Origin of the sequence: Streptomyces sp. NPDC092369, from assembly GCF_044755245.1 — a bacterium.
Taxonomy (GTDB): Bacteria; Actinomycetota; Actinomycetes; order Streptomycetales; family Streptomycetaceae; genus Streptomyces.
In genome coordinates this window covers 48,231-69,975 of sequence record NZ_JBIVQP010000001.1, presented here as the reverse complement: position 1 = coordinate 69,975, position 21,745 = coordinate 48,231, and the positions used below count along the sequence as shown (strand labels likewise).

The window sequence follows — 21,745 nt, the reverse complement described above, 5'->3', positions numbered from 1 at the left end:
CCGGGCGGAAGGGTGATGATTCCGCGGCGCTGGAAGAGCACCTTCCGACCGTGGCGTCTGGCACAGCCGGGCTTTGGGGCATCCCGCGCGGAGAGTTCGCGATGGTAACGAACGATGAGGGGGAGGAGATCGGCCTCGGATGACGTGTCGAGCTGCCGCCATCCGGGACCTATGCAACCTTGACCTAGGCATAACGATAGATTCTTTCGCATGTGGGAATGCGTGGCACAGAGCCACAACGCCCGCACGTCCACCGCGAAGCAGAGGTTGCCGCAATCATGAGCGCCGCCGAACTCACCGCCCGCATCCACGAGGTCATCGCCCATCCGCAGACCGGTGACGCCGACTTCGACATCCACCGGGCTCTGCGTGAGGTCCTCGTCCCGGCCGGCCTGCGCCCCGAGGACAGCGGCGGAAGGATCACGTTCATCGGGAGCGACCCGATCGTCCCCAGCGTCATGCGTCTGGGCGCCGTCTCCGCACTGGGCCTGACCGCCAAGTCCGTCGCCCTGGCCGCGCTGTGGCGGCAGCGCGGCGGCGAGGGCCAGGACATCACGATGGACCTGCGCAAAGCCCCGCACCGGCTCTGCCCCTTCTACGACAAGAAGTGGGAGCTGCTCAACGGCTATCCGGGCGTCAACTCCGCGGATCCGGCCAGCCCTCTCAGCTTCGGTTTCTACCGGACGCGCGACAACCGCTGGGTGATGCCGCTCAACCCCTACCCGAAGATCAGGAACGCCGTCTACAAGCTGCTGCGCACCTGGCCCGAGGAGCAGGCCGTCGCTGACGCAATTGCCCAGTGGGACGCCGCGGACCTGGAGCAGGCCGGCGACGAAGCAGGCGTGGTCATGCCGATGTTGCGCACCACTGAGGAGTTCCTGAGGCATCCGGCGTACGAGTACATCGCCCGGGAGCCACTCATCAGGATCGAGAAGATCGGCGACAGCCGGCCCGAACCCCTTCCCGCCGCCGTCGACCAGCCACTGTCCGGGCTACGCGCCCTGGGCATGGGCCACGTCATCGCCGGCGCCGGCATCGGCCGGGACCTGGCCCAGCACGGCGCCGACGTACTGAACATCTGGCGTCCCGACGAACTGGAGCACGACTCCACCTACAACACCGCCAACGTCGGCGTCCGCTCCGCCACACTCGACCCCTACAGCCCCGACGGACATACGAAGATCCACGACCTGCTGCGCGACGCCGACGTCTTCTACGCCAACCGCCGTCCTGGCTACCTGGAGAAGATCGGCCTGAGCGCAGAGGAGGCCGCGGCCGTCCGCCCCGGCATCATCCACGTCAGCATCACCCTCGCGGGCGAGACCGGCCCCTGGGCCCACCGCGTCGGCTTCGACCAGACCGCCGGAGCACTCACCGGCATCATGCTGATGGAGGGCGAGGACGGCGTCGCCGCCGAGCCGACCAGCACGCCGGCCCTGCCGTACATCAACGTGGTCAACGACTACGTCCTCTCCTGGCTGGCCACCACCGGCGCGCTCGCCGCCCTCATGCGCCGCGCCACCGAGGGTGGCAGCTACCGCGTCACCCTCAACCTCACCCGCATCGCCACCTGGATCCTCAGCCTCGGCCTCTTCGACCGCGCCCACGCCCACCGGACCGCCCTCGACCCGGACCCCGGTTCCCCGCACGCCTACCTCGACCCCGACACCTTCACCGCCGACACCCCCTGCGGCCACTACCAGGGCGTCACCGACCAGGTGGTCCTGTCCAGAACTCCCGGCCGCTTCCGCGACGTCCTGCTCCCCCGCGGCAGCAGCGCCCCCGTCTGGCTCGCCCGGGACAACTGATCGTCCGCGACTCTCTCCCCTCGCTCCTGCCGCGAGTGCCGTCCCGTGCGCATGGTTCACGACATATGGTTAATGGTGTTAACCTCGTTGGAAAGGCCGCGGATGCACTGGCCGCGTCACGTTCGCGATCACGTCCTCCGACGCCGCCGCACAGCATTTCGCGAGCACCATGAGCGCCACAGCCGTGTGAATTCCCCTTCAGCGGTTCAGGTCGCGGGAGCGGGCCTGATGGAGCCGGACCTTGGCGCGGTTCCCGCAGCGGGTCATCGAGCACCAGCGGCGGTTCCGTCCGGGGGAGCGGTCCACGAAGCGCAGGGCGCACCGCTCGGAGCCGCAGATGCGGACGTGTCGGATCTCCGGGGAGAGAAGGAGTTCGATGGCGTCCTGGGCCACGAGAGCGAGCGCGGTGGTGACGTCCTCCGCGTGCCGCGCCGGGGTGCCGGGCTCCAATCGGCCCTCTGAGATGACCAGTTGAGGGGCGGTGTGAGGGGCCTGCCGCGCAGCCTCGTTGATGACGGTGAGGTCGGCCGGGGCCGGCAGTCCGTCGTTGGCCGTGGTCTGTACTGCGCGGTCGACCGCCTCGCGGAGCGTCACCGCGGAAGTCAGCCCGGAGGCAGGGGTACTTCCGGTTCGGGGTCGGCCGACGAGCAGTCCACTGTGGTGCAGCCAGTGGGCCACGTCGTCTGACGTGTGGAGTGTCTCGCGGGGTGTGGTCCATCGGTCGCGCAGGGTGTTGACGAGGTCCAGGGACACCCGACCGCCGTACCAGAGCCACTCGTCGTCCGCCGTCATGCGCCCATTGTCCACCGCGCTGACGCAGACTAACCTGCTGAGACGGTTAGTAATACCGACGGAGAGGGTCCGGGCATGGATGCGGTGGCTGTGACGGCGGGGGTGGCGCAGGTCGACGGGATTCGTCTGCACTACACGCGGGCGGGTTCGGGGCCGCTGCTGGTGCTCCTGCACGGATGGCCGCAGACCAGTCTGTGCTGGCGTCCGGTGCTCGGTGAGCTGGCCGCCACTCACACCGTCGTCACGCCCGATCTGCGAGGTTACGGTCTGAGCGACAAGCCCGCGGCCGGGTACGACAAGCGGCGGATGGCCGCCGACATCGCCGAGCTGGTGGGGCATCTCGGGTTCGAGCGAGCGGCGGTGGTCGGCCACGACCGCGGCGCCCGGGTCGCGCACCGCTGGGCGCTGGACCGCCCCGACCAGGTCGAGCGGCTCGCCGTGCTCGACGTGGTCCCCACCCGTGAGATGTTCCGCCGTCTCGACGCCTCGGTCGCCCCCGGCTACTGGCACTGGCTCTTCCACCTGCAACCGGACCTGCCCGAGCTGCTGGTCGGGAACAACGTCCGCGCGTACCTGGAGTACTTCTTCGAGCGCTGGACCTACAACCGCCACGGCCTGGCGCCCGAAGCCGTCGACGCTTATGTCCGCGCCTTCTCGCGCCCCGGCGCGCTGCGCGCGGGCTTCGACGACTACCGCGCCCTGGAACAGGACCTGGCCCTCGACGAGGAGGACGCGGCCGCGGGCCGCCGACTGACCATGCCCGTCCTGGCTCTGTGGGGCTCGGCCGGCCTGCCCGCCCGGCTGCCCACCGAGGAGATCTGGCGCCAGTACGCCGAGGACGTGACGACCGCCGAGATCCCCGAGTGCGGCCACTTCATCGCCGAGGAGCGCCCCGACGCCCTGCTGGCCCATCTGCGGGGATTCCTCAGCTCCTGAACAGTGCTGGTCAGGAGGCATATCGTGCGTGCGAGCCCTGCCGACGCACCATGTGAGAGGCCGCTGGAAAGCGGCGGACAGCTCCCTTACGTTCCGTGGAAACCGCCCCACGCCGACGTACATCCGGAGTACCCATGGCCTCGCACCGCTGGACCACCGCCAACATGCCCCACCAGGACGGCAGGGGCGCCGTGGTGACGGGGGCCGGCTCCGGTATCGGCTAGGAGACCGCCAAAGCCCTGGCCGCCCAGGGTGCCACGGTCGTAGTCGCGGTCCGCGACACGGACCGGGCAACGCCGGGGTCATGCATGGCGCCCTGCAGACGACCGTGGACGGGTTCGAGCAGCACTTCGGCGTCAATCACCTCGGCCACTTCGCGCTCACCGGCCTGCTGCTCGACCGTATGGTCGACGTACCGGACGCACGGGTGGTGACCGTCAGCAGTGCGGACCCTCGCAGGCGCGGACCCATGTCCCTGGACGACATCGCGACACGCATCCGCAGCTACGACGCGGGCACGGCGTACTCGCGCTCGAAGCCGGCCAACCCGCTGTTCACCTACGAACTCCAGCGCCGGCTCGCCGAGCGGAAGTGCCGGACCCTGGCCGCGCCGGCCGACGCTGCGTGCGGCCACCGATCCGGCGGCCTAGGGCGGGCAGTACTACGGACCCGACAGTTTCCTGTAGAACTCCGGCCACCCCAAGGTCGTCCGGTCCAGCGAGGCGTCGCACGACACGAAGCTCCAGCGCAGGCTGTGGGACCTTTCCGAGAAGCTGACCGGAGTCGACTTCCCGCTGTAGAAGCCGGTGTTGCGGGTCCCGGTGGTGGGCTGGCCTTCAGGACGCGGTGACGGCGACGGCGACCAGCGAGCGCCTGCGGCGGGTCAACACGTCGACGAGGCGTACCAGTCGGTACATGAGGAACCGACGGACCATCATCGCCTCGACCCGCCGAGTTTCCGCCTCGTCGAGCAGTCGGGCCGTCCCCTCCACGGCGGTCGCGTCGGCGGGGACGGCTCCCTGCATGGAGCACGGTTCGATGAGGACCCGGCCGCTGTTGCGGATGCGCTTGGCCTTTCCGCTGTCGGGCGGGGTGAGCGCGTACAGCGTGCCGTCACGAACGAGGCAGCCCACGGGGGTGGGGACGGCCTGCCCGGTCTGGCGGAACGTGGTCAGACTGACGTACTTGCCCCGGCCGATGCGCGACAGAGCCTGGTCGAAGTCGACGGGTGTGGTGGTCATGGCTGCTCCCGGTCCGGCGATCAAGTGAATGGCATTCACCTTGTGGTGAACAGCATTAACCACCGAGATGCGGTCTGCAAAATTCCACGGGTCCCCCTGCGAGATCCGGAGCTCGCTCGACATTCCAGACGAGGGCCGTGTCGCGCCCAACTCCCCGGCGGTAACGGTATTCAGGGCGTGCGGGGGTCAGGCCGGCGGTCGGCGCCGGCCACTCCCGGGCTTTGACGGCGCGCAACGGCCCACGCGATCCACCTCGTGTGATCGGGTCTGCGGCCGTGTGCGGTAGGGGCGATCGGCTCAGCTCGCCGACGTGCGGACCTGGCTGATGACCGCCCGCGCGGTCTCCACGGCGCGCTGCTCGGCGGAGGCCAGCGGCTCGGGCTCGGCGCCGAGTATCCCCTGCTGGAGGAAGACCGACTCGCCGTGCGCGGCCGCGGCCACGCGGACGATCAGGTCGAACGCGGCCGCCTCGTCGTGGGTGATGTCGAGGGCGACCGGCATGAGCAGGTCGCGCAGTGCCGTGCCGGCCTCGGTGAGTTCGGGGTGGCGCTTGGCGTCCACGCCGATCCCGAAGGCGATGTCGAAGAGCGCCTTCTCCTGCGCCGCGAAGCGCACGTACGCCGCGGCGAACGCGGCCAGCCCCGCCGCGGCATCCGGTGTGGAGTCGAGGGCTGCCTCGAAAAGCGCGTGCTGTACGCGGAAGGCGCGCGCCGCGAGAGAGGCGAGCAGGGCGTCGCGGTCGGCGAAGTGCTTGTAGGGGGCCGAGGGGCTGACCCCGGCCCGACGGCATGCCTCGGCGAGGGTGAACCCGTGCGGTCCCCGCTCGCTGACCAGCTCCAGTGCCGCCTGCTCAAGGGCGTTGCGGAGATCGCCGTGGTGCTGGCCGGAGCGGCGTGCCTTGACAGTCATACGCCAAAGGTTAACACCGTTCACTAGGCAAGGTGAATGGTATTCACCTCACTGGTTCTTCCGATGGGCCACCTCCCACCAGGCCTGATCCGTGCGGCCGAGGGCCCCTTCACCGCACTCTGGAGCACGTTCGCCATGACCACAGCCCGCCTACTGGAAGGACGGACGGATCGTGGGCGCGCTGGCGATGGGGATGCCGCCCGGACTGCTGCGCCCATGGCGCACCGCGATCGCGGACGGGACGCCCTTCGGCGACCAGGACCTTCCGGGGGCGACGGCGCGGCTGCCCGCCTGAGAACCGGGCTGCGGCCGCCTCGGCGGCTGTCCACTTCCAGGTTCCGTGCAGCGGACAGCCGCACGGCCGTAGCCTTGCACCGGAGACACGGGCCCGAGCGGGCCGCGACGGCGGCCGGCATGTTCCGGGCGCGCCGAAGGGAGGGGCGATGGACGAGACCGCCCGGGTCACTCTGCGGGTGCCTGCCCGGGAGCGGTTGCGCGTATGGCACGACATCGCCTCCCAGAACGCGACCGAACTGCACATCGCCGCCGGCCCGGACTTCCGCGCGGCTGCTCATCGCATGAACATCGGCGACCTCCGCGTCGTACGGTTCCGCCTCTCCGCCCACGAGGCGGTCCGTACGCCGGCACTGGCGGCGGGAGAGGGCCCCCGTCCCTTCAGCGTTCGTCTGCAGCTCGCCGGCACGAGCCGCCTCGAACAGGGTGGGCGCGAGGCCACGGTCGGGCCGGGCGATGTCGTCCTGTCGGACGCGGCAAGCCCGTTCGCCACCTCCAACACCGATGACGTGCACTTCGTGACCCTGCTGATTCCCGACGGCGTGCGTGTCCCCGGCGACCGCGACGGGCTCCGTGAACTGACCGCCACCCGACTGCCGGCGGGCCAGCCCGGGGTGGATCTGATCGGCTCCCTGCTGCGCAGCGTGGCGCGCTCGTACGGAAAAATGCCGCCGGGGAGCCGGGGCCATGTGGAGCGCGCCCTGCTGAACGCGGTCGAGGCGCTGCTGAGCGAGCATCGAAGCGGTACCTCCGCCGACGGCTCCGACGTGATGCGCGTGCGGGCCCAGCACCACATCGAGCGCAACCTGCGTGATCCCGACCTGGATCCGGCCGCCGTGGCCGGGGCACTCGGCATCTCCGTGCGCTCCCTCCACCTGTACTTCGAGAACTCGGGGACGACGGTCGCGGCCTCCATACGGGAGTCCAGACTTGACCGTGCCCGCACCGACCTGATGAACCCGGCGTTCGCGGATCTGACGGTGTCGGCTGTCGCCCACCGCTGGGGGTTCACCGATCGCTCCCACTTCAGCCGGGCGTTCAGCAGCAGATTCGGGGTGAGTCCCGCTGCCTTGCGCGCAGGGTCACCACCAGCTGCAGGGGAAGTCACCATCGCTGTCCGTAGGTAGTGGAGGTTTGCACCACCTACTGAGACAAGGTGCAAGCCATGACTGAAACTCCTGCCGCCGACAGACCTCGTGTGCCCAGTGGCGTGCGGCGGCGCAGCCTCCTCAAGAGTGCTGTCGTCGGTACCGCCGCCACATCGGTCGCGGCGGCTCTCCCGACGGTCGCGTACGCCGCCCCGGCTTCCGGGAGCGCGGCGGTCCACGCGGATCTGATCCTCCACCGAGGAAAGCTGCTCACACTCGACCCCCGCAATGCCCTGGCGACGGCGATCGCCGTCACGGGCGACCGGATCACGGCCGTGGGGACGGAACGGGACGTCATGCCGTTGCGCGGCCCCGCCACCAGGGTGATCGATCTCGGCGGTCGTACGGCTGTCCCGGGGCTCAACGACTCCCACACCCACCTGCTCCGGGGCGGGCTGAACTTCATGATGGAGCTGCGCTGGGACGGTCTGACCAGCCTGGCCGAAGCGCTGCGGCGACTGAAGGCGCAGGCCGCGCGCACGCCACCGCCCCAGTGGGTGCGTGTGGTGGGTGGATGGTCACGGGACCAGTTCACCGAGCGCAGACTGCCCACGCTGGAGGAGATCAACAAGGCGACCGGCGACACGCCCGCGTTCGTCCTCTTCCAGTACTCCATGGGATTCATCAACCGCGCCGGCCTGCGGGTCCTGGGCTTCGACCGCACCACACCGGACCCGCCCGGCGGAGCGATCGAGCACGACGCCCAGGGCAATCCCACCGGTGTGCTCTTCGCCAAGCCCGATCCGCGGATCCTCTACGGCACCATCGGACGGCTGCCGCGCCTGTCGTTCACGGATCAGCTCAACAGCACGCAGCAGTTCATGCGCGAGGTCAACCGGTTCGGCATCACCAGCGCCATGGACGCGGGCGGCGGCGGTCAGGCCTATCCGTCCGACTACGGAGTCGTCGACGACCTGCACGCCCGCGGCCTCATGACGACGCGTCTGGCGGCGAGCATCTTCCCCCAGACACCGGGCGCGGAGTACCCGGAGCTGGAGCGCTGGACCCGCGAACTCGCCGTCGACAACGGCGACGACGTCTTCCGCATCCACGGCCCCGGCGAGACCCTGGTCTGGAACGGCGTCGACTTCGACAACTTCCTCGAACCGATCCCCGTGTTCCCGCCGGAGATGGAGGCCGACCTCGACCGGGTCGTGCGGACCACCGTTCAGCGGGGGTGGCCCTTCCGCTACCACGCCAGCTACGACCAGTCCATCGACCGGTTCCTCGGCGTCCTGGAGACGATCAACCGCGACGTGCCGGTCGACGGCGTGCGCTGGATCCTGGACCACGCCGAGACCATCAGCGCCCGCAACATCGACCGGGTGGCCGAACTGGGCGGCGGTATAGCCGTACAACACCAGATGGCGTTCCAGGGCGACATCTTCCGCGAGCACTACGGCGACCAGGTCGCGCGGCGCAGCCCTCCGGTCGGCGAGATGCTGCGCGCCGGCGTGCACGTCGGCATGGGCACCGACGCGACCCGGGTCGCGAGCTACAACCCCTGGGTCGGACTCTGGTGGCTCGTCACCGGCCGCACCCTGGCCGGGACGCGGATGCGCGCCGCGGAGAACAACGTCGACCGCCTCACCGCGCTGAAGCTCTACACCCAGGGCAGCGCGTGGATGGAGAGCCGCGAAGGGGACAAGGGCACCCTGGCCGCGGGGCGGCTGGCGGACATCGCCGTGCTGTCCGACGACTACCTGAAGGTCCCGGTGGACCGCATCAAGGAGATCGAATCGGTCCTGACCGTCATGGACGGAAAGATCGTGTACGCCGCCGGAGCTTACGGGAAACTGGCCCCCGCACCGCTGCCGATCAGCCCTGACTGGTCGCCGGTGGGGCGGTTCGGAGGGTATCCGCGGTCGGAGGGCACCGGACATCTCTGCTAGAAGCCTGGAGAGGTCCTCGCACATCTCCTCACCCGGTGTGCGAGGACCTGCCCGGCCGGTTCGTCCGGACCCGAAACAGGCACCAGTGCCCGGCATGCGATCGCCGTTAAAATCGCCCCGTGATGGCACGGTGGAAAAGTCACATCATCCGTCATCCCCTTTGGGGCGCAGGGGAGTTGACCCTCGCGTGGCATGCCCTACTGCTGCTCTTCGCCAAGGTACTGCTGCCTCCGATGGCTCCTTCGTGGTTCCCGGCTCTCGGCGCCACCGTGGTCAACGTGGTGTGTTCCGCAGGGGTGTGGTTCGTCCTGTGGCGATGGGGCTGGCTCCGTGCCTCCACCGTGGCAGCACTCGGCCGCGCGCGCCGCTGGTGGCTGGTCGCACCGATGGTGCTGATCGCCTGCTCCTACGCCGTCGTCGGCGTCGACGGCGGCGCGACCGTAATCGTCAGCTCGCTGATCTCACTGCTGTGGGTGGGCATCAACGAGGAGACCTACAGCCGTGGTCTCGTCCAGCAGACCCTCACCCCGCTCGGACCGATGCGAGCGGCCGTGGGTGTCGCCGTCCTCTTCGGCGTCGGGCACGTCCAGAACTACCTGTTCTTCGGCGCACCGTTGGGAGACACACTCTGGCAGATCCTGTCCGCCGGCCTCTTCGGCTTCGCCTGCGCCGGTCTGCGCTACGCGATCGGCTCGGTCTGGCCGATGATCCTGGTGCACGGACTCGACGACTTCTTCCAGATCCGCTCTCCCGGCTCCGCCCCGGACTGGTGGCAGCTGAGCGTGTACGTCATCAACGCGGTCTACGGCCTGTGGCTCCTCCGCCGCTACGGCGACGAGGCCGTCCCCTCGGACCACGACCCGGCCGCGGTGGAAGGCGGCGAACCATCCGGTGCGCCCTCCGACCGGCGTATCCCCAACCGTTGAAGATCTCTGGAGTGCGTCTGAATAAGCCGGTCAGCGGGCAAGTTGCCTGGTAGCGAGGCAGTGACGCACGTTCGGGGGCTGGGGTGTGCGGCTGCGGACTCGTTTGGGGCTGCCCCTGATGACGGCGGTCAGGTGGCGGTGGCGGACGCCGTTGGAGTAGACGCCGTCCAGGACGGCGCACATGCCCTACAAGGCGCGGGTGGTGCGGTGGGCCGCCCCGCAGGGGGTGCCCACCGACGGCGTACGGGTCGCGGGGGACTCTAGAAATCACCGATCCAGAAATCCAACAACTCGTGGTTCTGGAATCAAGAATCGTGGGATGTGAATCAATTCGTCATCTCTCGGCGGGTGCAGGTCGTGGTGGCGAGTATCGGGGCGTCGAGCGGATCCCTCTGCTCGACCGCTTCGACGACCGTCAGTGCCCCGGCGGCCGCCGCGCTGTCACGCAGGAACGGCCGCGCACGTCTTCCGTCTGCGTGATGGTTGCCCATCTCATCCACCGCATGGATAACCCGGATACGGGATTCGGATTGCGCTGGGGATGGCACCGGCGCCTTGGCGCCCTCATAGTCGTCGCTACCGCACGCCGCTGTCCGGATGCCGCCGGCGTGCGAGTCCCCCAGCATGCCGTGCGTCGTTGGCGCCCGTGAGGCATGCCCGCTCCCTTACGCCGTTCCCTGGAGTCGCCATGCCCGGTTCCGTGCCCCCGCCGCCTCCCGCCGCGATCGATGCCACCGCTCCGTCAGCCGTCGCCGTGTCGGGCCCGGCCCATCTGCTGCGGGTGACCCTTCTGATGGCGGGCAGCTGTCTGCCGATCCTGGGGGCGGTACTGATCGCCCCGGTGCTGCCGAAGATGCAGGACCACTTCGCGTCGGTCGCGGGGGCCAAGGCGCTGGTGCCCCTCGCGCTGACGGTCCCGGCGCTCGCGCTGGCGCTGCTGGCCCCGTTCGCCGGTGTGATCGTGGACCGGGTGGGCCGCAAGCGCCTGCTGGTCGTGGCGACCCTGCTGTACGCCGCGTTCGGCACCGCCCCGCTCTGGCTGGACTCGCTGGGCGGCATCATCGCCAGCCGCGCCTTGGTCGGAGTCGCCGAGGCCGCGATCATGACAGCCTGCACGACTCTGATCGGCGACTACTACAGTGGCCGGCAGCGGGTGAAGTACCTCGCCCTGCAGACCATGTGCGCCTCGGCATCGGCCACCGTCTTCTTCGTGCTCGGCGGCGCCGCCGGATCGGCGGGATGGCGCATGCCCTTCTGGGTGTACGCCGTGAGCCTGGTGCTGGCCCCGCTGATGGCAACCGCCCTGCCCCACCCGGCGGCCCGTGCGGACGGCGACGAGGTCCCGGCCGCGGCTCCGGCCGAGGCGGAGGCTCGCCGCCCGTTCCCCTGGCGGCAGCTGGCGGGCATCTGTGCCCTTACCTTCTTCGGGGCGATGGTCTTCTACACCGTCCCGGTGGAGATGTCGTACCTGCTCGACGACCTTGAGGTGGAGAACACCGGCGTGATCGGACTGGCCACCGCGATCGCCAGTGCCGCCACCGTGGGGGGAGCGGTCACCTTCGCCCGGCTCAAGCGTTCTCCCGACCCGATGCTTCCCGTCGTTCTCGCGGTCTGCGCGGTCGGCTTCGGGGTGATGTTCCTCGCGGGCAACGCCCCGCTGCTGGTCATCGGGGCGGTCGTCAACTGTGTGGGCACCGGCATGCTGCTTCCTGCCCTTCTCACCAGTGCCATGTCCCGTCTGTCGTTCGAGGACCGCGGCCGTGGCACGGGGCTGTGGACGGCGGCCTTCTTCGCCGGTGAGTTCGTCTGCCCGCTGGTGCTGCTCGCCGGGGAGGCTGCCATCGGCAGTCTCCCCGGCGCGGTGGGCGTGCTGGGGCTGGCCGCCGCCTTCGTCGCGGCGGGGCTGTGGGCGACCCGCCGTCGTACGGGTGCCGTCGATCCCCGGTCGTTGCCGGAGCAGTTGGCCTGAGGGGGGCAGGCCGGTGTACGGGCGCTGTCGGTCCTTGGCCGTGGCTGGAGCCGTTGGCCTGAGGGCGCGCGGGCCGGCCGTTGTACGGATGTCGTCCGTTCCCGGCTGTTGCCGGAGCGTTGGCCTGAGGGCAGCAAGGTCCGCCCGCCGACAGCGCCTCGCTCACGGGCTGCCGCTGGGCCCAGTCAGAACCGGCCCGGCGGCGGCCCCGCGCTCCGGTCGACGGTCACGGCCTTCCCTGGGCCCTTGCCGTTGCTGTAGCCGTTGCCCGCCAGCGTCACGCCCACCTCCGCGGCCTTCTGCCGCAGCCAGATGTGGCCCGCGTCCTGCGCGTGCACCGGGTGCCACCACATCGCCTCCCGCACCGGTACCGCCTCGAACGGGCAGGGCAGGACGCGCACCGCGGCGGAGCGGACCGCCTTGCGCGCCAGACGCTCCTGGATCATCGCGATCCGGCGGGTGCCCTCGACCATGTGGGGCAGCAGCTGGAAGGTCTGCACGGACACCTCCACCTGGGGACTGATCCCTATCATGCTGAGCTGGCGCGCGGCCGGGGCGTCGTAGGGACGCTGGTAGACGGCCCAGGGCAGACGCCCCAGCTGGTCCAGGGTGAGTTCGTCACCGATCTCGGGGTGATCATCGGCGACCATGCACAGCCAGCGGTCCTGGTGGAGTTCGACGGCGGGGAAGCCGTCGATGACGCCGTGCGGCATCAGCAGTCCGTCGACGGTGCTCAGCACGGTGGCGGTGTTGTCCACGACGGACGGTGCCGGGTGCTGGAAGGTGAGCCGGATGCCGGGCGCCTCCTGGTGCAGGGCGCGGGCGAGTGCGGCGCCGAAGACGGCCGCTCCGTAGTCGGAGGCGAGCAGCGTGAACTCGCGTGTCTCGGCGGCCGCGTCGAAGTCGGCCTGGCTGGCGAAGACCCGCTCCAGCAGGTCGCACGCGGTGGCGCTGCGGTCCCGCAGGGCGGTGCCGAGCGGGGTGAGCTCGTAGGAGTTGCCGGTGCGGGCGAGCAATTCGTCGTCGAAATGGCGGCGCAGCCGGGACAGCGCCGCGCTCATGGCGGGCTGGCTCAGCCCGATGCGCTCGCCGGCCCGGGTGACATTGCGCTCCTCCAGCAGCGCGCGCAGGGCGAGGACCAGATTGAGGTCGAGTCGGGACAGGTTCACCGGGCAACCACCTAGCAAGCGAGAGGCATCCATGTCATGGATTCGGCGCATCCACAGGATTGATTTCCGTGATTAACCGATCGGGGCCAGAGTAGGCCGCAACCCAGCAGGAGGAAATCAGATGGCAACGCTCGCGCAACCTGCCGGCCCGTTCGCGCTCGGCACGTTCTCCACTCAGGACGGGGAGCCGTTTCCCGGCCTCCTGGCCAAGGGCCGGGTACTCGACTTGCGCAGTGCCCTGGCCTGGGCACCGTCCAGCGTGCGCGCCGTGGTGGAGCGGTGGGAGGAGGCCCTGCCCGTCCTGCGCGTCCTGGCGGACGAGGACGCCCTCGACTGGCGGCCGGCGGAAGGCCTGCGGGTGCACGCCCCCATCGAGCCGCGGCAGATCTTCCAGTCCGGCGCCAACTACCGGCAACACGTGATCGACCTGGAGGTCGCCCACCGCTCCCCGGACGACCCGCGCACGGTCGAGGAGGCCCGCGAGGAGATCGCCGCGGTCATGGACCGCCGTGCCGCCGAGGACCTGCCGTACGTGTTCATCGGTCTGCCGAGCGCGATCACCGGCCCGTTCGACGAGGTGGTCCTGCCCGCCTGGGCCGAAAAGCCGGACTGGGAGCTGGAGTTGGCGGCCGTCATCGCCAAGCCCGCATACCAGGTGACGGTCGAGGAGGCCCTGGAGCACGTCGCCGGGTACACCATCGCCAACGACCTCACCGACCGTGCCACCGTGTTCCGCCGGGACATGAAGGCCATCGGCACCGACTGGCTGCGCAGCAAGAACGCTCCCGGTTTCACGCCGCTCGGCCCGTGGCTCGTACCGGCCGAGTCGATCGCGGACACCGGTGACCTGCGGGTCACGCTCAAGCTCAACGGCGACACCATGCAGGACGAGTCCACCAAGGACATGCTCTTCGGAGTCGCCCGGTTGGTGTCGTACGCCTCGCGGACGGCTCAACTCCTGCCCGGTGACCTGGTGTTGACCGGCAGCCCGGCCGGCAACGGCATCCACTGGGGACGCCTGCTGCGTGACGGCGACGTCATGGAGGGTTCCATCACCGGTCTGGGCGTGCAGCGCACCCGCTGTGTCGCGGAGGGAACGACATGAGCCTGGACCGCCGCGACCCGGAGGACGCGATAGCCGAGGCCGCCAAGGCGTACTCCAACTGGGGGCGTTGGGGTGAGGACGACGTGCTCGGCACACTGAACTTCCTCGACGAGGCCAAGCGGCGCGAGGGCGCGGCGCTCGTGCGCCGCGGCGTCAGCTTCTCGCTGTCGCAGCGGTTCGACATGAACGGCCCGCAGAAGGGCTGGCGCCGGCGGACCAACCCCGTCCACACCATGCTCGACACGGGCACCGACGCGGCGCTGGGCAACCAGGGTTTCCCGCACGGCATCGGCGGCGCCGACGACGTGATCGCCATGCCGCTGCAGTGCTCCACCCAGTGGGACGGACTCGGCCACATCTTCGACCACGGATTCGCCTGGAACGGGCGGCGCGCCGACAAGGTGGTCACCTCCGAAGGCGACCTCGTCACCGGCATCGAGCACATGGCGCCGCACGTCGCCGGACGCGGCGTGCTCCTCGACGTCGGCCAGGTCGTCGGCATGGACGGCGAGCTGCCCGACGGGTTCGCCATCACTGAGGAGCACCTCACCCGGGCCGCCGAGGCCCACGGGGTGACCGCCGGCCGCGGCGACATCGTGCTCGTCCGCACCGGACACCTCGCCCGCGCAAGGCGCGACGGCTGGGGCGACTACGCGGGCGGCGCCGCGCCCGGCCTGTCGTTCACCACCGCCGGCTGGCTGTACGGCAGCGAGATCGCCGCCATCGCCACCGACACCTGGGGCTTCGAGGTCCGTCCCAACGAGTTCGACCACGCCTTCCAGCCGCTGCACCAGGTCGCCATCCCCAACATGGGCCTGCTGATCGGCGAGATGTGGGACCTCGACGCACTCGCCGCCGACTGCGCCGACGACGGCGTGTACGAGTTCTGGCTCACCGCCGCTCCCCTCCCCATCACCGGCGCCGTGGGCTCCCCGGTCAACCCCATCGCCGTCAAGTAACCCGCACAACTGCCGGATGCGCCGTTCCCCGGACAGCAGCGGCGCATCCGGCCCCGCGCCCCCGTCCCCACCCCTGTCCCGCACTCGCACCGAGCGAGCCGCAGCCCCCGCCGCCCGAAGTCGCGCGGCCCAACCCCGGGAGGAATCCCCGACATGGCTGACAGCCGCACTCACCCCCAGCCTCCAGCCGGGGGCACACCCACCGTCCTGGTCATCGGCGGGGGCGCCTCAGGCAACGCCGTCACCATCCTGCTGCGGCGCGCCGGCATGGCCGTCGACCTGATCGAGGCCAGGCCGGACTGGAACGCCACCACCGGCTCCGGTATCACCCTCCAGGGCAACGCCCTGCGGGTCCTGCGCGAACTGGGCGTGTGGGAACAGGTGAAAGCCTCCGGATACGCCTTCGGCTCGCTGGGCGTGACCGCTCCCGACGGAACCGTCCTGTTCGTCGCCGAGGACATCCAGACCGGCGGGGAGGACCTGCCCGCCACCCTCGGCATGCAGCGCCCCCAGCTGCAGCAGATCCTCATCGACACGGTCCGCGCCTCCGGCGCCTACGTTCGTCTCGGCACCACCGCCGAAGCGCTGGAGCAGGACGCCGACGGCGTCTCGGTGTGCTTCAGCGACGGAAGCGAGGCCCGCTATGACCTGGTGATCGGCGCCGACGGACTCAACTCCGCCACCCGTGCCGCCATCGGCATCACGGACAAACCCGAACCGACCGGCATGGCCATCTGGCGTGTCGCCGCCCCGCGGCCCGAGAGCGTGACGCGCACCGACCTCGCCTACGGCGGCCCCGCCTACATCGCCGGCTACTGCCCCACCAGCGAGCACACCCTCTACGCGTACGTCGTCGAAGCCTGCCGCGACCGCGCCTCCATCGACCCGGCCGCCTACGCCGATGAGATGCGCCGCCTGGCGCAGAGCTACGGCGGGGTCTGGCCGGAGATCACCGAGCACATCACCGACCCGAAGAAGGTCAACTACACCTGGTTCGACCACCTGTTGGTCGAGGACTCCTGGCACCGGGGCCGGGTCGTGCTCATCGGCGACGCCGCCCACTGCTGCCCGCCCACTCTGGCCCAGGGCGCTGCGCTGTCCCTGGAGGACGCCCTCGTCCTCGCCGAGCTGCTCACCAGCGGACGGGACTGGGACGACGAGCTGCTCCGGACGTACCACGACCGCCGCATCCCCCGGGTGCGCACCGTCGTCGAGGCGTCCATGCAGATCGGCCAATGGCAGCTGGACGGCGTACGCGACGCCGACATCGCCGGGCTGGTCGGCCGCACCATGGACCTCCTCAAGGAGCTCCCGTGACCACCACCGCCTCCTCCGCGCCGACCATCGACGTCCACGCCCACCTCCTGCTCCCGGAGATCGAGGAGGCCGTCGCGGGTCATCCCGGTCTCGCCGAGGCCCGCGCCCTCGACGCGCGCCGCAACGGCCCGGCGGCCCTGGCAGTGAACGGTCCGATGGTCGGCGCGCGCGTGCCGAAGCTGACGGACGCCGCGGTGCGCCTGACGGCCATGGACGCGCAGGGCGTGGACATCCAGCTGGTCAGTCCCTCGCCGTCCCACTACCACTACTGGGCCGAGCCCCAACTTGCCGACACGGTCTGCCGACTGGCCAACGAGGGCACCGCCGCACACTGTGCGAAGGCTCCCGACCGCCTGCACGGCCTGGGCCTGGTCCCGCTCCAGCATCCCGACCTCGCGGTCGGCTTGCTCGACCACGCCCTGGACCAGGGGCTGAGGGGCGTGGAGATCTCCTCGCACGCGCCCGGTCACGAACTGTCGGACCCGGCCTACGAACGCCTCTGGTCCCGTGCGGAGGAGACGGGCGCCTTCCTCTTCCTCCACCCGTTCGGCTGCACCCTCGACGAGCGTCTGGACCGGTGGTACCTGTCCAACACCGTCGGCCAGCCCACCGAGAACGCGGTCGCCCTCTCCCACATGATCTTCTCCGGCGTTCTGGACCGTCATCCGGGTCTGAGGCTGATCGCGGCGCACGGCGGCGGCTACCTGCCCACCCACATCGGCCGCTCCGACCACGCCTGGCGGGCCCGTCCCGACGCCCGGGGCTGTGAGCGCGAACCGAGCAGCTATCTGAAGCAGCTGTACTTCGACTCCCTCGTCCACGACTCTCAGGCGCTGCGGGAGCTGCTGCGAGCGGTCGGCCCGGAACGGGTCCTGCTCGGCTCCGACTTCCCCTTCGACATGGGCACCGACGACCCGCTCGGCGCGCTGCGCGCCGCAGACCTGCCCGACACCGACTTCCACTCCGTCCGCGGCGGGAACGCCGCCGCTCTGCTCAACCTCGTCTGAGGAGCTCCCCTCATGAGTAACCGCCTGCTCACCCACCTCCGGCACGTCGATCTCGCCGTACCGGACTACGACAAGCAACTCGACTTCTACGCCGGCGTCTGGGGCCTGACCAAGGTCGCCGAGGACTCCGGCATCTCCTTCCTGGCCGCCGAGGGCTCCCCCGAGCAGTATGTCGTCCGGCTGCGTAAGGCCGACGAGAAGCGTCTGGACCTCGTCTCCTACGGCGCCGCGAACACGACCGACGTGGACACCCTCGCCGAACAACTCCTCGCGACCGGTGTGCAGTTGATCTCCCAGCCGGGCAAGGTGGACACCCCCGGGGGCGGGTACGGCTTCCGGTTCTTCGACGTGGACGGGCGCACCATCGAGGTCTCCGCCGACGTCGAGGTGCGCCAGCACCGCAAGATCGAGGAGAAGGAGTCGATCCCGGTCAAGCTGTCGCACGTCGTCCTCAACTCGCCGGATCTGGACAAGACCAAGGCGTGGTACGAGGAGCACCTCGGCTTCCGGCTGTCCGACACGCTCGGCCATCCGCACATCGGCGACGTCATGCACTTCATGCGGATCAGCAACCAGCACCACTCCATGGCCATCGCCAAGGGCCCGCACACCTCGCTGCACCACATCTCCTTCGAGATGCGCGGAATCGACGAGTACATGCGCGGCTCCGGCCGTGTCATCCGCTCCGGCGCCCGCAAGATCTGGGGTCCGGGCCGGCACATGGCGGGCGACAACACCTTCACCTACTTCCTCGACCCGCACGGCAACACGGTCGAGTACACGACGGAGTTGGAGCTGCTGGACGAGGACACCTGGCACCCGCACGTCTACGACTTCTCGAAGCCCGAGGTCACCGACCAGTGGGGCACCGCCAACCCCATGAACGAACTGGTCACCAAGGAGTCCTTCAACGACGTCGACCGCGGCGTCTTCGCCCCCCCGCCGGTCTGATCGGCGAAGCCCTGAGTCCCCGGGGGCGCGGTGACCCTGTCACTGCCCTGACTCCCTGCCGCGCCCCCGGCCTTCGTGCCTATCCCTCACGCCGACAGCCGACAGGAAACTGCCATGCGTTTCGCCACGTACGAGTACCGCAACCGACGCCAGGTGGCCGTTGTCTCAGAGGACGGCACTCTCCACCCCCTGCCCGGCGTCAGCTCGCTGACCGGCCTGCTCGCCGAGGGTGGCGGCCTGCCCGAACTGCTCGACGCGGGCTCCGCGACCCTCGACGTCCCGGCCGGCCCCCACGTCTCCGACGTACGCCTGCTGGCGCCGCTCCAGCCGCCCACCGTGCGGGACTTCGTCACCTTCGAGGAACACGTCGAGGGCGTACGACGGTCCGTGGACGGGGCTGCCGGGGTACCGGAGCGGTGGTACGCGGCCCCGACGTTCTACTTCGGCAACCCCTACGCGATGTACGGGCCGCACGACGACATCCCCGTGCCGCCGGGGTCGAGCGTGCTCGACTTCGAGCTGGAGGTCGCCGCCGTGATCGGAAAGGAGGGCCGCGACCTCACCCCCGAGCAGGCCCGCGACCACATCGTCGGCTACACCGTCTTCAACGACTGGTCGGCCCGCGACCTGCAGTCCGCCGAGATGAAGGTCGGCCTCGGCCCCTGCAAGGGCAAGGACACCGCCACCACCCTCGGGCCGTACCTGGTGACCGCCGACGAGCTGGAGAGGTACCGCGACCCGGACGGCTTCCTGAGGCTCGCGCTCACCGCCTCGGTGAACGGCGAGATCGTCGGCAAGGACCTGCTGTCCAACATGAGCTGGACCTTCGAGGAGATGACCGCCTACGCCTCCCGCGGCACCGTCGTCCGCCCCGGCGACGTCCTCGGTTCCGGGACCTGCGGAAACGGCGGCTGCCTCGCCGAGCTGTGGGGTGTACGGGGTGAGCAGTCCCCGCCTCCCCTGAAGCCCGGCGACACGGTCACCCTCACCGTCGAGGGCATCGGCTCCGTCTCCAACACCGTGGTGGCCGGCCCGGCCCGCATGACCGTTCCCGTCGCCCGGCGCCGCACGAGGCAACGGCCGTGACCGATCTCCATCCCAAAAGGCTCCTCGGCAGGGTCGTCGTGGTCACGGGCGCGGCCGGTGGCCAGGGCGCCGCGGAGGCCGAGGCGCTGACCCGCGAGGGCGCCCGGGTGATCGCCACCGACGTCTCGGAGTCACCCGGCTGCCGCCGTCTCGACGTCACGAGCGAGAAGGACTGGGCGGAACTCGCCGCCGACCTGCGTGAGGCGTATGGGCAGGTGCACGGCCTGGTCAACAACGCGGGCGTCACCTGGCGGGCGCGGATCGACGACGTACGCCCCGAGGACATGGCCCGGGTCCACGCGGTCAATGTCACCGGCCCGCTGCTGGGCATCCAGCACCTGGCGCCGCTGATGCCGCCCGGCTCCTCGATCGTGAACGTCGGCTCGTCCGCGGCGCTCACCGGCCACTACCCGGTCGCCTACACGGCCAGCAAGTGGGCGCTGCGCGGCCTGTCGCGGACCGCTGCCATGGAACTGGGGCCCCGCGGCATCCGCGTGAACACGATCCACCCCGGCTTCATCGAGACGGACATGACCGCCTCCGCGGCGCCCGCCTTTCGCGAGGCGAACATCCGGGAGACACCACTCGGCCGCACCGGCACGGTCGAGGAGGTCGCCCCGCTCATGGTCTTCCTTCTGTCCGACGAGTCGTCCTTCATCACCGGCGCCGAGATCCCGGTCGACGGCGGCCTCACGGCGCACGGCGGCGTCAAGTCGATCTCCGACGCCCTTCACCCGTAGCAGCAGAAAGGCCCTCCCACCCATGGACAAGGTCCGCGTGAGCGCGGCCGCGGCGGTCGCCGACATTCCCGACGGTGCGTCACTGGCCGTTGGCGGCTTCGGACTCAGCGGTGTACCCGAGGCGGCGATCCGGGCCCTGCACGAGCAGGGCGCGACCGGCCTCGAAGTCGTGTCGAACAACTGCGGCGTCGACGGGCGCGGGCTGGGCGTCCTGCTGGCCGCCGGACGTATCGCCCGGGTGACCGGGTCCTACGTCGGTGAGAACAAGGAGTTCGCCCGCCAGTACCTGTCCGGTGAGCTGGAGGTGGAGTTGGTGCCGCAGGGCACCCTCGCCGAACGGCTGCGCGCGGGCGGCGCGGGCATCCCCGCCTTCTACACCCCGGCGCGAGTGGGAACGCAGGTGGCGCGGGGCGGTCTGCCCTTGCGGTACGCCCCCGACGGCTCGGTCGCCGTCGCCTCCCCTCCCAAGGAGGCCCGCGACTTCCACGGCCGCCCGCACGTCCTGGAGCACGGCATCACCACCGACTTCGCCCTCGTACGAGCCTGGCGCGGCGACCGCCACGGCAACCTGGTCTTCCGCCGCGCCGCCGCCAACTTCAACCCCCTCGCCGCGATGGCCGGGCGGACCACCGTCGCCGAGGTCGAAGAGCTGGTCGAGCCCGGTGAGTTGAGCCCCGACGAGGTCCACCTGCCGGGCGTCTTCGTCCAGCGGATCGTGGCCCTCACTCCTGAACAGGCGCCCGACAAGCAGATCGAGAAGAGGACGGTACGACCCTGATGGCCTGGACCCGCGACCAGATGGCCGCCCGCGCAGCCGCCGAACTCACCGACGGCTCGTACGTCAACCTCGGCATCGGCCTGCCCACTTTGATTCCCAGCCATCTGCCGGCCGGCGTGGAGGTCGTGCTGCACTCCGAGAACGGCATCCTGGGCACCGGGCCCTACCCGACCGAGGACGAGGTCGACCCGGACCTGATCAACGCCGGCAAGGAGACCGTCACCGTCCTGCCCGGGGCCTCCTTCTTCGACTCGGCCCTGTCCTTCGGGATGATCCGCGGCGGCCACATCGACACCGCCGTGCTCGGCGCCATGCAGGTGTCGGCCACCGGTGACCTGGCCAACTGGATGATCCCCGGCAAGATGGTCAAGGGCATGGGCGGCGCGATGGACCTCGTCCACGGCGCCCGGCGCGTCATCGTCCTGATGGAGCACACCGCCAAGGACGGAACCCCCAAGATCGTCGAGGAGTGCACCCTGCCGCTGACCGGCGAGCGGTGCGTCCACCGGATCATCACCGACCTCGGCGTACTGGACGTCACACCGGCCGGCCTCGCGCTCGTCGAGACCGCACCCGGGGTCACCGCCGAGGACATCGCCGCCCGCACCGAAGCACATCTGATCCGGAAGCCATGAGCACTGGGGCACCATCCGCTCATGCAGCCCCGCCGCCCGCCAGACCCCAGAGGGCTGCTTGCCACCACGCCATCGCCCGACGG

Annotated in this window: 21 protein-coding genes; 16 read left to right on the top strand and 5 right to left on the bottom strand. The window is 70.2% G+C overall.

Annotated features, from left to right (window positions below; translation table 11 throughout):
• Positions 1–278: 278 nt before the first annotated feature.
• The gene (locus ACIQI8_RS00315; RefSeq protein ID WP_402342669.1) at positions 279–1,808 is read left to right on the top strand and encodes a CoA transferase; all 1,530 of its coding nucleotides are present in this window, start codon (positions 279–281) and stop codon (positions 1,806–1,808) included.
• A gap of 198 nt (positions 1,809–2,006) precedes the next feature.
• On the opposite strand, the gene ACIQI8_RS00310 is transcribed toward ACIQI8_RS00315, so the two are convergent.
• On the bottom strand, positions 2,007–2,600 hold the full coding sequence (locus tag ACIQI8_RS00310; RefSeq protein ID WP_402342666.1) for a CGNR zinc finger domain-containing protein: 594 nt from the start codon (positions 2,598–2,600) through the stop codon (positions 2,007–2,009).
• A gap of 75 nt (positions 2,601–2,675) precedes the next feature.
• On the opposite strand from ACIQI8_RS00310, the gene ACIQI8_RS00305 reads away from it, so the two are divergent.
• A complete protein-coding gene (locus ACIQI8_RS00305; protein ID WP_402342663.1) occupies positions 2,676–3,536 on the top strand; it encodes an alpha/beta fold hydrolase in 861 nt (286 codons plus the stop codon).
• Between the two features lie 836 nt (positions 3,537–4,372).
• Here ACIQI8_RS00305 and ACIQI8_RS00300 read toward each other — a convergent pair.
• Positions 4,373–4,777 (bottom strand): PPOX class F420-dependent oxidoreductase, encoded by a 405-nt coding sequence (locus ACIQI8_RS00300; RefSeq protein ID WP_402342660.1) that lies wholly within the window; start codon positions 4,775–4,777, stop codon positions 4,373–4,375.
• A 297-nt stretch (positions 4,778–5,074) separates the two neighbouring features.
• On the bottom strand, positions 5,075–5,686 hold the full coding sequence (locus ACIQI8_RS00295) for a TetR/AcrR family transcriptional regulator (protein WP_402342657.1): 612 nt from the start codon (positions 5,684–5,686) through the stop codon (positions 5,075–5,077).
• Between the two features lie 172 nt (positions 5,687–5,858).
• On the opposite strand from ACIQI8_RS00295, the gene ACIQI8_RS00290 reads away from it, so the two are divergent.
• The 4 genes from ACIQI8_RS00290 (at position 5,859) to ACIQI8_RS00275 (ending at position 9,946) form a co-directional block, all read left to right on the top strand.
• Positions 5,859–5,981: a hypothetical protein gene (locus ACIQI8_RS00290; RefSeq protein ID WP_402342654.1), complete on the top strand. Its 123-nt coding sequence runs from the start codon at positions 5,859–5,861 to the stop codon at positions 5,979–5,981.
• A 148-nt stretch (positions 5,982–6,129) separates the two neighbouring features.
• A complete protein-coding gene (locus tag ACIQI8_RS00285; protein ID WP_402342651.1) occupies positions 6,130–7,107 on the top strand; it encodes a helix-turn-helix domain-containing protein in 978 nt (325 codons plus the stop codon).
• A gap of 38 nt (positions 7,108–7,145) precedes the next feature.
• Positions 7,146–9,020, top strand: a complete 1,875-nt coding sequence (locus tag ACIQI8_RS00280) for an amidohydrolase (RefSeq protein WP_402342649.1) — start codon at positions 7,146–7,148, stop codon at positions 9,018–9,020.
• A gap of 233 nt (positions 9,021–9,253) precedes the next feature.
• Positions 9,254–9,946 (top strand): lysostaphin resistance A-like protein, encoded by a 693-nt coding sequence (locus ACIQI8_RS00275; protein WP_402342646.1) that lies wholly within the window; start codon positions 9,254–9,256, stop codon positions 9,944–9,946.
• A gap of 326 nt (positions 9,947–10,272) precedes the next feature.
• On the opposite strand, the gene ACIQI8_RS00270 is transcribed toward ACIQI8_RS00275, so the two are convergent.
• Positions 10,273–10,572, bottom strand: a complete 300-nt coding sequence (locus ACIQI8_RS00270) for a hypothetical protein (protein WP_402342643.1) — start codon at positions 10,570–10,572, stop codon at positions 10,273–10,275.
• Between the two features lie 62 nt (positions 10,573–10,634).
• Between ACIQI8_RS00270 and ACIQI8_RS00265 the strand changes: the two genes are divergently transcribed.
• Positions 10,635–11,915 carry an MFS transporter gene (locus ACIQI8_RS00265; RefSeq protein WP_402342640.1) on the top strand — a complete coding sequence of 427 codons (1,281 nt, stop codon included), beginning with the start codon at positions 10,635–10,637 and terminating at the stop codon, positions 11,913–11,915.
• A gap of 185 nt (positions 11,916–12,100) precedes the next feature.
• On the opposite strand, the gene ACIQI8_RS00260 is transcribed toward ACIQI8_RS00265, so the two are convergent.
• The gene (locus ACIQI8_RS00260; RefSeq protein ID WP_402342637.1) at positions 12,101–13,084 is read right to left on the bottom strand and encodes a LysR family transcriptional regulator; all 984 of its coding nucleotides are present in this window, start codon (positions 13,082–13,084) and stop codon (positions 12,101–12,103) included.
• A gap of 121 nt (positions 13,085–13,205) precedes the next feature.
• Between ACIQI8_RS00260 and ACIQI8_RS00255 the strand changes: the two genes are divergently transcribed.
• From ACIQI8_RS00255 to ACIQI8_RS00215, 9 genes are all read left to right on the top strand, one after another.
• On the top strand, positions 13,206–14,189 hold the full coding sequence (locus tag ACIQI8_RS00255; protein ID WP_402342634.1) for a fumarylacetoacetate hydrolase family protein: 984 nt from the start codon (positions 13,206–13,208) through the stop codon (positions 14,187–14,189).
• Positions 14,186–15,148 carry a cyclase family protein gene (locus tag ACIQI8_RS00250; protein ID WP_402342631.1) on the top strand — a complete coding sequence of 321 codons (963 nt, stop codon included), beginning with the start codon at positions 14,186–14,188 and terminating at the stop codon, positions 15,146–15,148. The genes ACIQI8_RS00255 and ACIQI8_RS00250 overlap by 4 nt, the downstream gene beginning before the upstream one ends.
• A 153-nt stretch (positions 15,149–15,301) precedes the next feature.
• Positions 15,302–16,465, top strand: coding sequence for an FAD-dependent oxidoreductase (locus ACIQI8_RS00245; RefSeq protein ID WP_402342628.1), 1,164 nt, complete (start codon positions 15,302–15,304; stop codon positions 16,463–16,465).
• Positions 16,462–17,472, top strand: coding sequence for an amidohydrolase family protein (locus tag ACIQI8_RS00240; RefSeq protein ID WP_402342625.1), 1,011 nt, complete (start codon positions 16,462–16,464; stop codon positions 17,470–17,472). The genes ACIQI8_RS00245 and ACIQI8_RS00240 overlap by 4 nt, the downstream gene beginning before the upstream one ends.
• 12 nt (positions 17,473–17,484) lie before the next feature.
• Positions 17,485–18,423, top strand: coding sequence for a VOC family protein (locus tag ACIQI8_RS00235; protein WP_402342622.1), 939 nt, complete (start codon positions 17,485–17,487; stop codon positions 18,421–18,423).
• Positions 18,424–18,537: 114 nt separating this feature from the next.
• On the top strand, positions 18,538–19,509 hold the full coding sequence (locus ACIQI8_RS00230; RefSeq protein WP_402342620.1) for a fumarylacetoacetate hydrolase family protein: 972 nt from the start codon (positions 18,538–18,540) through the stop codon (positions 19,507–19,509).
• Complete coding sequence (locus ACIQI8_RS00225) at positions 19,506–20,249, top strand: SDR family oxidoreductase (RefSeq protein WP_402342617.1); 744 nt, start codon at positions 19,506–19,508, stop codon at positions 20,247–20,249. Before ACIQI8_RS00230 ends, ACIQI8_RS00225 begins: the two co-directional genes overlap by 4 nt.
• Positions 20,250–20,271: 22 nt before the next feature.
• Positions 20,272–21,027 (top strand): CoA transferase subunit A, encoded by a 756-nt coding sequence (locus ACIQI8_RS00220; RefSeq protein WP_402342614.1) that lies wholly within the window; start codon positions 20,272–20,274, stop codon positions 21,025–21,027.
• Positions 21,027–21,662: a CoA transferase subunit B gene (locus tag ACIQI8_RS00215; RefSeq protein ID WP_402342611.1), complete on the top strand. Its 636-nt coding sequence runs from the start codon at positions 21,027–21,029 to the stop codon at positions 21,660–21,662. Before ACIQI8_RS00220 ends, ACIQI8_RS00215 begins: the two co-directional genes overlap by 1 nt.
• Positions 21,663–21,745 lie beyond the last annotated feature (83 nt).

What these genes read in the sequence shown, in the direction of transcription:
- ACIQI8_RS00315 (WP_402342669.1), top strand. Translation starts at nt 279, where the DNA reads ATGAGCGCCGCCGAACTCACCGCCCGCATCCACGAGGTCATCGCCCAT.
- ACIQI8_RS00310 (WP_402342666.1), bottom strand. Translation starts at nt 2,600, where the DNA reads ATGACGGCGGACGACGAGTGGCTCTGGTACGGCGGTCGGGTGTCCCTG.
- ACIQI8_RS00305 (WP_402342663.1), top strand. Translation starts at nt 2,676, where the DNA reads ATGGATGCGGTGGCTGTGACGGCGGGGGTGGCGCAGGTCGACGGGATT.
- ACIQI8_RS00300 (WP_402342660.1), bottom strand. Translation starts at nt 4,777, where the DNA reads ATGACCACCACACCCGTCGACTTCGACCAGGCTCTGTCGCGCATCGGC.
- ACIQI8_RS00295 (WP_402342657.1), bottom strand. Translation starts at nt 5,686, where the DNA reads ATGACTGTCAAGGCACGCCGCTCCGGCCAGCACCACGGCGATCTCCGC.
- ACIQI8_RS00285 (WP_402342651.1), top strand. Translation starts at nt 6,130, where the DNA reads ATGGACGAGACCGCCCGGGTCACTCTGCGGGTGCCTGCCCGGGAGCGG.
- ACIQI8_RS00280 (WP_402342649.1), top strand. Translation starts at nt 7,146, where the DNA reads ATGACTGAAACTCCTGCCGCCGACAGACCTCGTGTGCCCAGTGGCGTG.
- ACIQI8_RS00275 (WP_402342646.1), top strand. Translation starts at nt 9,254, where the DNA reads ATGGCTCCTTCGTGGTTCCCGGCTCTCGGCGCCACCGTGGTCAACGTG.
- ACIQI8_RS00270 (WP_402342643.1), bottom strand. Translation starts at nt 10,572, where the DNA reads ATGCTGGGGGACTCGCACGCCGGCGGCATCCGGACAGCGGCGTGCGGT.
- ACIQI8_RS00265 (WP_402342640.1), top strand. Translation starts at nt 10,635, where the DNA reads ATGCCCGGTTCCGTGCCCCCGCCGCCTCCCGCCGCGATCGATGCCACC.
- ACIQI8_RS00255 (WP_402342634.1), top strand. Translation starts at nt 13,206, where the DNA reads ATGGCAACGCTCGCGCAACCTGCCGGCCCGTTCGCGCTCGGCACGTTC.
- ACIQI8_RS00250 (WP_402342631.1), top strand. Translation starts at nt 14,186, where the DNA reads ATGAGCCTGGACCGCCGCGACCCGGAGGACGCGATAGCCGAGGCCGCC.
- ACIQI8_RS00245 (WP_402342628.1), top strand. Translation starts at nt 15,302, where the DNA reads ATGGCTGACAGCCGCACTCACCCCCAGCCTCCAGCCGGGGGCACACCC.
- ACIQI8_RS00235 (WP_402342622.1), top strand. Translation starts at nt 17,485, where the DNA reads ATGAGTAACCGCCTGCTCACCCACCTCCGGCACGTCGATCTCGCCGTA.
- ACIQI8_RS00230 (WP_402342620.1), top strand. Translation starts at nt 18,538, where the DNA reads ATGCGTTTCGCCACGTACGAGTACCGCAACCGACGCCAGGTGGCCGTT.
- ACIQI8_RS00220 (WP_402342614.1), top strand. Translation starts at nt 20,272, where the DNA reads ATGGACAAGGTCCGCGTGAGCGCGGCCGCGGCGGTCGCCGACATTCCC.
- ACIQI8_RS00215 (WP_402342611.1), top strand. Translation starts at nt 21,027, where the DNA reads ATGGCCTGGACCCGCGACCAGATGGCCGCCCGCGCAGCCGCCGAACTC.